Here is an 11,714-nt window from a genome sequence, read left to right on the forward strand (position 1 = left end):
AAATTGATTATATTATTTTAGACTCTATTTTATAATATTTTTTTGTTAAAAATTTTATCTATTTAATATTATTTGATAATTATCAATATTTCCTATCATAATTTTACTTATTTTTAAAACTATTATTTAAATAATATCGATATTATAGGCGGAATTGCGCCATAAATGAATAGATAAGATTTTGTAAAACGTTGATATACTATTTTTAACTAAAAAATAGCGGGCTATCAAAGTTTTACGGATTATAGGCAGGTGCTTTCCGGTTGTTCCTTAAAACCTGGTCACTCTATTGCACGCTGTAATTTGCTGTCCATTGTTGCTTCTTCGCCTCTTTCTGAGAAGGTTCGTTTTTCCTGTAATGCCAAGCGTAATAATTGTTTTCATGAAAATGTGGCTCTTCTTCCTTCTGTTTTGTAAACGCAACTCTTCCTTTGACCGTTTTATGGAACCCGTCTCATCAATGACTTATTTAATGGTTGATTACCATTATCGTCGCCATAACGGTCGCAAACCTGTGTTTCTCGTCTCGCATAAGAACAAACGCGAATATTTTAAGCTGCAATTATCTTTCAATTCCGGCGCCAATATATCTTGAATCGGTGCTATAGCGAAGGTTGATTGGTGAACTGTCGAATTGGCATGGCAGCAGCATTATTTCCAGTCGAAAAGCTGGCCTCTACAACCCGACTTCCGGGAAAAATTTACCCGCCAGATAGATTATATCGACCGCAACAAAAATAACGAGAGACGATAAACCGGTTGAAAGCATAGGCGTTTTATTCCTGAAACCTTATAAAAGCATCGGCTTTCCTTTCCTCCGTGACCATATTTCAATACTGATTGCTTGTCTGTTTTTTGTGAACAATTTATTCATCTTTCAATGGGTGGTTTTTGCATTGAAACTATCGAACAGGCGATTTTCCGAGGCAGATTTGTTCAACATGAAAAGTGCCGTTTTGCCGTCGGTAAAAACCGTTTGAAAACCTATAACCGCTGAACGGGTTAAAAAATTCCGGTTTGTTTCTTTATCATCCTCATCATCACGCAAAGAAGCAACAAAGTTGTTTTCATAAAGATCGGCAACGATTGTTGCGGCCTGTTTATTCAAAACATTGGGTTTGTCGCCATAATAAATACCTTTGACATCCACCACAACACCGCCGTCGAAATTGTCCGATTGGGAAAATGAAAGATCGATCAGGTGGGTTGCTCCCAGATTGTTGCGATAGTTTTTCCGGATACTCATTCGAGCCGATAATTTTCCGTCATCGGTTTTGAAATTGCCAACCAATGCCGTTTCATCAAGCGGATTATCTTTTGAATGGGGAGCGTTAAGTGACCAGCTTACAGTTGATTGCAACTTCACTTGTTTGCCCTTCTTGTCGGTGAGCAACAACAGGGCGGCTTCCGGTTTTTCTTCATTTGAACTTTGTTTGTCGGAAAAATCATCCGGCTGAATAGTCGCGTCTGTCCGGCTTCCCCCTGTTACGTTTTTATTCGGGACCTCTTCCAATTGCGGGCGCATCACCGATAGCGGATAGGAAACCGCGCCGGTTCTGACACTCTCCTTCGGTGTCAAAACGGCTTCTTCAGCCTCTTCCCGATCATCCGCTTTTACCCGTTGTGATTGAACGGATAGCCCGTCCTTCTGCGTCTCGCTATTTTTTTTGTCGGGAAAATTCCGGTCTGTCGAGCTTGGTTCATCTTCAAAATTGCCCAAGGGAACATATTTTTTACGCAGTAAACCCACGACAGTTTCAGGTGAGGCCGGTTGATTGATCGCAGCCGTTTGCGCAGGGTCAGGCTTTTCATTTCTGTTTGCAGTCACGCTTTCCCCTGCTTGTTTGAACGGTTCGCCAATCGCTACAGACGGTTTTGAACGGTTGAAGAAATAGCCGCCGGCTAAAAGCACAGAAACGAGAAAAATTGCGGCTGCAATAAAAGGTTTGCTCCATAATTTTGCATGATAGTCTTGAAAATCTTTCATGCGTGATGGCTGCTTTTCCCATCTTTTTGCACCTTTACGATCAACCGGAACTGTTGGAAAGAGATCCTGCGTGACATTTTCTTCTCCCCTATGATCGAGTTCTTCACCCCTATGATCGAGATTTCCGAAAAACGCGGCTCTGTTCTTTTCAAATGTGTCGGCAATATCGGGCGCACCTATTTCCGCAGTTTTATTTTCTGAAATTGCAGTTGTGAGTTGGTTTTTCTTATTTCCACCTTTCATTGTCGAATTGTCTTCATGTGATAATTGAAAGGCTGCCACTTCTTTATCAGTCGTTCCATTGCTTTCCGCAGTCATACGTTTTGCGGCTTTTTCTTCGGTTGCGGTTTTTTCTTCGATTGCCGTTTTTTCTTCGATTGCCGTTTTTTCTTCGATTGTATGAACGTCAATATCCGCGTTTGTTTCTTCAGCATTAGAAAAGGATGGAGCGGCTTTGTTCACTGATCCGGTTGCAAATGTTTTTTCATCATCAACGGCTATTTTACCGGAAGCTGCTTCGGCGGAAGCGATATATGGCTTCTCATTGTGAGTGGCATTGGTTTTAGTGGTATCAAACGATTGTCGGACAATATCCGCTTCAGTAACGGTGCTTCGAGCCGGTTGTTCTTGCCGCGATGAAGGCTTTCCCGAAAAAGCCGGTTTTTCTTCTGACATTATTTGCTGTGCAACAGCTTCATGCGAACCTGAAACAGAACTCGAAACCGCCTTCTCATCCGGATTTCTTTTTGTTGGAAACACAACTGTCGCAGCACTGAAGGAACTAACCTGCGCACCCGAAACAGAGGAAGAAATGCCGCTATTTTCTTTCACCGAAGAAAAAGGCACAGCCTCTGCCATCACCACGGTTTCGGTTTTGAAAAAGCTCTGTTGGTGCTCCTTCCCGCGATTTTCCTGAATATTATAACGACTGCCCGCAGAATTGTCGAAAGGCTGTCGTGCATTTCTTTCGGCTTGTGCATCAACCATGGAAAAAGCGTTTTGGTTGAAGAAACTGTCGATCGAAACCGGATTGGCCGGTGTGTCGATATAGAGGGGGTAATCCTCTGCGTCAGGCCTCATTGCCCCCCTCGGTCGAGGTTTCAAAACGTCGGAAAAAACCGGCTTTTCTTTCCTGTCACTGTTTTCTCTATCAACCCTGTTTGTTCTGTCATCGCTGTTTGTTCTGTCATCCCTGTTGCTTCTATCGGGCGCTTGTCCTGCCTCTAACCTTTGTTGTTCTCCGACACTCTTGTTTTGTGCGTCAAACTTCTGTCTTGATTCAGCATGATGTGCGGCTTCGCTCATTCTGTCGCCGGTCGACAGAGGAGCTTCTGAACGGCGAAAAACACCGGTTGGCGATGGCATTTCATTTGCCGGTTTTTCGATAAAGACTGTTTGCTGTTTTTCGCTGTAACCGGTTTGTGTTGTTGCACGATTTTCCGGTTCTGCTCCATCAGACATTGGCAAAACAGAGACCTCTTCTTCTATAGTTCCAACAACAGGTTCAACGCCTTGTCTTTGCAACTCACTAAAAAACTTTTTGCCGGATTGGTCTTCGGCACCTATATGCATTCGCTGCTGCCAATCCCTATTCTCTTTATCGGGATTGTGTTGCTCGTGTTCCGATTTCCCGTGAACAACATTCTCATCGGGCTGCGTTAAAACCGATAACACTTCATCATCACGTTCCGGCAAACGGGTCTCGCTATCCATTTCCGGCTTTTTGCTTTCAACCATGGAATTGATAATCAATACCGGCTCGTTCTTCTGCCGGGCATGAGTTACAACTTCCGCAGTTTCTTCGGCTATATTTTTTGAAAGCTTGTCGAACTCGTCTTCCAGACCTTCGATCAACGGTTCGATAGGCGCGTTACTTGAATTGGCGCCGAGAGGCTCGACCGTGCTACCCCTATCGTTATTCATCGCTGAAGCGTGAAGATTATCGCCTTTGTTTTTCGTTTTATCTGCAATATCGGCTCCGTCATGGCCGGTTCTATCGCGTGAAGCTTGCAGATTATATTTCTGTTCATGGAGCGCGCTAATTTCGTCGTCGCTCTCAAGTGCGGATGGTTGCTCTTTCATACCGACCTGTTCAAGCTTCTTCAAACCTGTCCGGCTTTCGGTTAACGGGCGCAATTTCGCCATATCAATAGCGACATCCTGTTTCGTGCCAAAATAATCCGGCAAATAGGCGTGATAGGCAAAATGGCAGCTTACATTCTCTTGGCTAAGCTCGAAAAATTCCGGTTCCAGCACATAAAAAGACTCCACTTCACAAATCGCTGCTTCGAGTTGCAACAGATAGGAGCGCTGAACCAGTTCCGGCGCATCCATTTCATCAAGTTTGGATTTGATTGCAGAACGCGCTTTCTCATAGATATGCTGACGCACTTCCGAGGTCGGCTTCAAATTTTGCTTTTCTATCGACTTCTTGAGAAGTTCGGCAATATTGACCATTCTTTACGCTCAAACCTTATTCAACATGTTTCGTTTAACCTGTAATAATTTTGTTTAAATAAACTATCATTTATATTTTTATTTAAATAATTAAAAACTATAGATTATAATTTTCATTTTATTTTTGTTTTCATTATTTAAATATTTTATATTCTATAAACTAAATTACTTTGCTTTGTTTTAATTCTTTAAAACTGGACAAAACAAAGAGTGCTACACACAATAAAACCGCAAAATGCCGATTTTTTCCGTTCAATGATTTTTCCCGTTCAATGATTTTCCCGTTCAATGATTTTTCCCGTTCAATGATTTTGCCATTCGTTATATTCCGATCTGTTTTCTAGCGTTCGCGCAGTGCCTCCTTCGCCCGATTGAGCGGCTTGATAAGATAATCAAGAACGGTTTTTTCACCCGTGCTGATTTCGGCAGTTGCCACCATTCCCGGAATAATCTGGTGTTTTTTTCCATCTTTGGTTTCAAGGTAGCTGTGATCGGTCAAAATATAAGCGCGATAGTAATAAACGCGCTTGTCGACATCGTCCTCGATTGAATCGGGTGAAACCATTTGCACATGCCCCGGCAACGAGCCATAGATTGCTGAATCATAGGCCGTTATTTTGACATTTGCTTTCTGGTCTTTGTGAATAAAGGCAATGTCACGCGGATTCAATTTGGCTTCGATAAGAAGCTGGTCGCCCAAAGGTACAATTTCCATGAGCGTGCCGCCGGGGGCAACAACACCGCCGATGGTGGTTACCCGAATATCTTTGACAATACCATTTGTCGGCGAGCGGATAACGGTGCGCGTCAGTTGATCGGCCAGTCCTTCCCTTGTTTTCAACAACGGCTCAAGATCGGCCATGGTTTTTGTATAATCGCCGCGCAAGGCGACATAATATTCGTTTTTTGTGGCAGCAAGTCGTGAAGAAAGTTCGGCTGCATTCTGTTGAAGCTTCAAGACTTCAACTTCGCTGGCGGCTCCGGTTTTAAGAAGCGGTTTGGCGATTTCGACTTCGTTCTGGGCAAGTTTCAATTGTTCTGTGAGGTTGAGAACATTTTCCTTGAAAGCCTGACGATTGGTGTAAAAAAGTTCTGTCTCGCGATCAATCACTTCCTTTTTGTCGCTTATATCTTCAGGATAATCGACTTTTTCCTGATTGTTCATTTCAGCGTCAAGGCGTGCGGCACGCGCTTTGAGAGCAACAATTTTGGCAAGTGTTTCATCAACATTGGACTTTGCTTTGGCAGGGTCGAGTGAAGCGAGAATTTGTCCTTCTTTGACTTCATCACCTTCCCTCACCATCAATTCGGCAAGAATACCGCCTTCCAGATTCTGGATAATCTGGCCTTTTGAAGCGGGCATCACTTTGCCTTCGCCGATAGCCACTTCGTTCAACACCGCGAAATAAGACCAGACAATGAAAATGCAAATCATCGCAATGATAATCCATAGAATAGCCCGTGCGCGCTGGTTGACGCCGTGAATTTTCACAAGTGAATCGACATTCATTGCTGTACTTTCTGTTTCATCCGCAAAGACGTTTCCGCCGCTTCCGGCTTCACTGGATGGATACCCAATATTTCATCTTTCGGGCCGTCGCGGACAATTCTGCCATTGTCGACAACAATAATGCGATCAACGAGTTGCAGAACCGGATAACGATGGGTGGCAACAATCAATGTTCTCTCGCCAAGCCATGACTGCATCCGGTTCAACACGGCAATTTCTGTTGCTTCGTCCAGTGAAGCCGTCGGCTCGTCGAGAAGCACAATGCGGGGAGAGCGCAGGAAAAGCCGCGCCAACATCAATGTTTGTTTTTGCCCGCCCGACAGGCCGACACCGCTTTCACGAAGCTTCAGATCAAGCCCGTGCGGCTGGTTGAGAAGAAGATGATCGGCCGAGGATAAACGCATCGCCGCAAGAATCTGTTCGTCGCTTGCTAGAGGATTGGCCGCAAGAAGATTGTCGCGCAAGGTTCCGTAAAACAGGCTCGATTCCTGAAACATTGCCCCAACATCACGACGCACATCGGCAATGTCGATCATGCCGATCGGCGTGCCATCAAGCAAAACGCGCCCCTGCACGGGTGCGGAAAGACCGGCAAACAAACGAAGTAACGTCGATTTACCGGCGCCCACACGGCCGAGAATGGCAATTTTTTCACCGGCACGAATATCGAGCTTGGGGATTATCAAAGCCGGTTTTTCCTGCGGGCCATAAAGATAGACGAGGTCCTGCATCTGGTACTGACCGGTCAAAACCGGCTTATGATAATAATCCTTGTCGCTATCGTGATCGACGGGCAAAGTAAGGAGCCCGTCCAATCCTCTTTTCCCCACTCTTGCATTTTGCAACTTGCTTAAAATTGCCGGAATTTGGGCAAGCGGCGCAATGGTGCGGCTGGTTAGAATTGAACAGGCAAGAACAGCACCGAAAGAGAGCTTGGCATCAAGAATGCCATAAACGCCGGCGATGACCACACCGACATAGGCGATCTGCTGCATTGTTTGGGAAAAATTCATCAGCATGGAAGCAATTTCGCGCTGTTTCAGGCCGATTTTACTGCTGACCTTGTTGACTTCATCCCAGAGGCGGCGGAAACGCGGTTCTGCCTGCAACAATTTGATGTCTTCCGCGCGATAGATCGACTCCATCAAAATGGCATTGCGCATGGCCGATTCTTCCAACCCCTGACCGGAAAGCTTGGCCAGCGGAAATTGTGCAATAATTCCGGGCAGAACAATGAAAGGAATGGCGGCAATGGGAACCAGAACGATTGCACCGCCGATGAGCCAGATGATGAAAAGAAAAGACACGACAAACGGCAGGTCGATAAGAACGCCCAAAGTGCTCGATGTCAAAAGCTCGCGCATCTGGTCGAGATCGCGCAATTGCGAGATCAATGTTCCCGGTGACCTTGGCCTCGCATCATTGCGGATATTCAAAACGCGGGCAAAAAACATGGCTGACAATTTGAGGTCGGCCTGTTTGCCGAAATGATCGGTGACTGCCACACGGGTTGTCTTTAAAACAAATTCGAGAAGCAGGGCGAGAGCAACACCGGAAGCGAGAACCCATAATGTATTGGTGGAACGCCCCGGCACCACCCGATCCCAAACCTGCATGGCAAAAAGCGACGTGCCGATTGCAAGCAGATTGCCAACAAGCGAGCCAAGCCCCAATTGTAGAAATATTGGCCAATTGCTCACAAACAGCCCTTTGAACCACGACTTCGGTTTTTTTTGCAAATATTCGTCAAGCCGGTCATCGTGGGCAGCCAGATGGCGTTCGACAAGCAGCAATCTGATTTTGTCGCCTTTGGCAATTTCAGAAAATGGCACACGTTTTTCAAATGCGGCATTATTGACCACAAAATGGATAATGGCGGTGTTTTTGTCGCGCCCTGTCAAAAGCCCCAGAGTGCCATCAACCTGTATAACGGCCGGTAGCATCACTGACGATATTTCACCGGCACTCACTTCGACAAAAGTTGCCGCAAGTCCGGATGCTAGCGCAACATCAATAATTGATTGTTCGGTGGCCTCTCTTCCGCTCCATTTGGCGGCATTTCTAACAAGTTCGTCGGATACCGGAATATCAAGTTGGCGGGCTGCCAATAATAGAATATCGACCCATTTGGCAATAAGTGAGGCGGCGTCGATCTGTTCAAATCCGGCATCCTGGCTTTTCGCAATACCGGCAGTTTTTCGGGCTTCGCGCGGGGTGTCCACTTCCCCTTCCGGTCGGGTTTCCTTTTGCGGTTCGTGTTCCGCTCGTGCTTCCTTTCGCGGCTCGCGTTCCGGAGCTTCCGGATTATTTAATGGCGAGGATCCCCCCGCCTGCGGCCGGTTCGGAACCGGTTCATTACCGGTTGCTTTTTTATTTTTCTTGCCCGAAGGAAACGAAATGCGATTTGAAATGATTTCCAAACTTGACATGGTGATACTTTCAATTGTGCTCGCGCAGACGGGTGACCAACTGCCCCACCGCATAATAGGCTTTGACCTTGGCATAGAGCCGGTCGGATATTGCTGTAATCTGGTCGCTTTCGGCAGAAAACGTATCTCTCTCGGCATTGATGACATCGGTAAGAGGGCGTTTGTTCAAAGTATATTGCTGCCAATAGAGATCGCGCGAGGAAAGCGACAAATCCATCAATTGTCTGGCATTATCCATCCGTGCGCTGGCCCCTCTTTCTTCCGTTTCGGCAGAACCGCGGGTTGTACGCGAAACAAGCTGTTGATTGTCGCGTGCCTGTCTTGCCGCGCGCAGTTCCGCTTCGGCCGCCTCTATCTGATATTTTTCGCGTTTTCCGGTTGATAATTGGCCACTTAACTGCAAGCCGACAAATGTGCTGTCATTGGTGGCATTGCGCTGGCCGGTTGCTCCCGATTGGCTGACGCCAAGGCTCACCGAGGGAAAACGATCGGCTTTTGCAAGCCGCACTCTTTGCTGTGAGGCTTTGACTTCCGCTTCTGCCGCAAGAACCGCCGGTGTCTTGTCGACATCGCCCTTGCCCTTGCTCAAACTGTCCATAAAACGGCTCGTTTCAGCCAATGTTGCCACTTTTGTCGGGCGAAATCCGCTGATTTGCGCGAATTTTCCCGCAGCCACATCAAAACGCGTTGTCGCCTGCAAGAGATCGGACTTTGCCCGTTGCATCGCCACTTCCGCCTGATTGAGATCGGAAGCATCGGAAAGACCGGCTTTGACACGCTGGGAAATTTTATCATGCGTATCGCGCAGCAGTGAGGATTCCCTTTGCGCCGCACCGATCATATCCTGTGCTGCCGAAAGCTCTATGAAAATATTGGCCATATTTTGCGCCACATCTTCCATAGTACTTTGCAGTTCGTGCATCTGTTTTTCGTTGGTTGCCCGAGCCGCACCGATGCGGCTTGAGGTGCGGCCAAAATCGTAAATAAGTTGCGAGGCTCCCACTGTGCCGCGCACATTACCGGGGTCATTATTGTTACCGGAAGAATTGTAATAGCGGTTATAACCGGGATTGACGCTATATTGCAGCGTCGGGTACCAGGCGGATTTTTCAATCGCTATTTGTGCCTTGCCTTGAGCAACAACCGCATTGGCGCGCCCGATGTCGGGGTGACGGGCAAGCGCAACCCCGACTGCATCCTTGATGCCAATGCCATTCAAACCGATTGTCGTAACCGGACTATTTTTACCATTTGTGATTTGCGACTTCTGGAATAAAGCATTGTCGGCATTGCCGGAAGCGGCATCTGTTGTGACCTGAGCCGCTTTTTGGCCTTCCGCTTCATTGTTGACAGCTTTTCCGGTCGCCACATTATGTTCGTCGACAACCGACATCATGGAATCTGCTATAAGCCCCGCCTCGCCACTTCCGGAATTTGGTTGGGCGGGATGATGGCGCACCACACGCGGGCTTTGTGATCGGGATGTGGTGCAACCGGTAAAGCTGATACCGATGGCAAGCAGGCTTACTCCAAGCAGCAGATATTTTTGCAAAAGGCTGAAACTAACCATGTGTTGCACGCAAGTTCCCTTCTGCTGTTTCTATCGTTCCGGAACTTTCCGAAAACTGCCTGTCGGGTTTCACTCCAAATTCACCGGCCGGAACCGTTGAATAATTCCGGTAGGCGGCAAAGCCTTGCTGTTCACGCGGCTCAATGTTTCCGCTATCTTTCCATTGCGGCTTGGCATTTGCCGCATTGATCCGCATAAGTTCGGCACCATATTGTTGCATTCTTTCCATGATGCGCGGCGGCAGATAATTGAGATCTCTGATTGCCGCACCGGCACTGATGATGCCGAGCGGTGCTGCAACGAACAGCCAGTTCATCAAATGAAACAGGGGAGACCAACCGCTATTATAACCGGCAATGTCGATAATGCGGGGTAACCGTTCTGAAAAACAGGCTTTCATGGCTTCATAATTTGGCGAACGTTTCGCCTGACCGGCTTCGCGCCAGAATGCGCTGTCAGACCGGCCACCATCAAAATGCATACGCTGGAAATCGGCTATTTCGCCAAAGCTTCTGTCATTTGCTTCATTGAAAGCCCCGATCGTGTGAGCGCCGATAATCCCCTGACAGGCAATGAACGTTCTTTCAAGCTCGCCAAGCTGTTGCAACATATGCGCAAATGATGAAGACTCAAGCGGACTGATAAAGCCTGACGCAACACCGAGAGAAACCACATTATTGTTCCAGACGGTTTTGAAATTCCCCGCTTCGTAAGTTGAAATTACGCCCGCCGTGACTGCAAAACCGAAATAGGATTGAAGCGCTTGCCTGATTTGCGTTTCAGTGCCTGATTTGCCGGAAAAAACATAGTGCACAAAGACATGATCTCTCAACGGCACTTGCCATAAATAACCATTGGCGAGCGCCACCGCCGCACTCACAAGAGAGGGGTTTTTCCTTTCTTCGGGAATTTTGAAAGACAAATAGCGGTCTTCCGGCAATTGTGATGAAAATGAACGCCAGACGGATTTATAGGCCTTTTCTGCACCAAGCCGCTCGAAACCGGTTGCATCAATGATAAAATCGGCAGAAATTTCGGCACCACCGGCAAGTTTCAATGCGACAACATCGCCACTTTCGGATTTGACAAACTCGACCACCTTCCGGCTCCGGCTGGAAATCTGCCGCGAGAGGGCAATTTTTTTCAGAAGCTTCAAAAATTTGCCGACATTGAAATGGAATGTCGGTTTTATGCCGCTACGCCGCAGATTGAAAACGGCATTGGCTTCGACTTGTGAAGCACCCGTTGCAACCAGTGAAAATCCAGGAAACAAGGTATGAAGAGGTGTTCCCGTTGCAATACGGGTCGCAAGAAACGGCCAAACTCCGCGAAACGAAAAATCAACCTCTTCGACATGTTCGTCGGGTGCAGGAAAAAGCTCATAGAAAATATCGTTTGCATTGTCCGCGCGCCAACCGTGATAGGCATTGCCGATTTTGAAAGTTGCATCGGTTTCGCGCACAAATTCATCAATGTCGATAGAAGCACGTTCAAGACTGGCAATAAAATTGCCGGATCCGCCCTCGCCCCCTGAATAAGCCGGATTATCGGGATCTTCCAAAACCACGATTTCCACATTCGGGCTGAACACACGTCGCAACATCAATGCGGCCAACCAGCCGGTCAATCCCCCACCTGCAACTGCAATTCTTTTTGCGCGCCTAAGATCCAGCAATTTTTGTCTCCACCTGAGGTTTAACGCTGCAACGGGAAAGATACGCCCCGCCCGAAGGTCACTCTCCATGGCGGGAATTTCCCGCC

Annotated in this window: 5 protein-coding genes; all 5 read right to left on the minus strand. The window is 47.2% G+C overall.

Annotated features, from left to right (window positions below; all coding sequences use genetic code 11):
• Window positions 1-877: 877 nt before the first annotated feature.
• Window positions 878-4,444 carry a hypothetical protein gene (locus H3S94_RS10625; protein ID WP_198241033.1) on the minus strand — a complete coding sequence of 1,189 codons (3,567 nt, stop codon included), beginning with the start codon at window positions 4,442-4,444 and terminating at the stop codon, window positions 878-880.
• A gap of 340 nt (window positions 4,445-4,784) precedes the next feature.
• Complete coding sequence (locus H3S94_RS10630) at window positions 4,785-5,954, minus strand: HlyD family efflux transporter periplasmic adaptor subunit (RefSeq protein ID WP_077993545.1); 1,170 nt, start codon at window positions 5,952-5,954, stop codon at window positions 4,785-4,787.
• Window positions 5,951-8,383, minus strand: coding sequence for a type I secretion system permease/ATPase (locus tag H3S94_RS10635; protein WP_198231589.1), 2,433 nt, complete (start codon window positions 8,381-8,383; stop codon window positions 5,951-5,953). The genes H3S94_RS10630 and H3S94_RS10635 overlap by 4 nt, the downstream gene beginning before the upstream one ends.
• A 10-nt stretch (window positions 8,384-8,393) precedes the next feature.
• A complete protein-coding gene (locus H3S94_RS10640) occupies window positions 8,394-9,953 on the minus strand; it encodes a TolC family protein (RefSeq protein ID WP_246786470.1) in 1,560 nt (519 codons plus the stop codon).
• On the minus strand, window positions 9,946-11,697 hold the full coding sequence (locus H3S94_RS10645; RefSeq protein WP_198231590.1) for a tryptophan 7-halogenase: 1,752 nt from the start codon (window positions 11,695-11,697) through the stop codon (window positions 9,946-9,948). The genes H3S94_RS10640 and H3S94_RS10645 overlap by 8 nt, the downstream gene beginning before the upstream one ends.
• Window positions 11,698-11,714 lie beyond the last annotated feature (17 nt).

This window comes from Bartonella sp. B10834G3, assembly GCF_016102505.1.
GTDB lineage: Bacteria > Pseudomonadota > Alphaproteobacteria > Rhizobiales > Rhizobiaceae > Bartonella > Bartonella choladocola.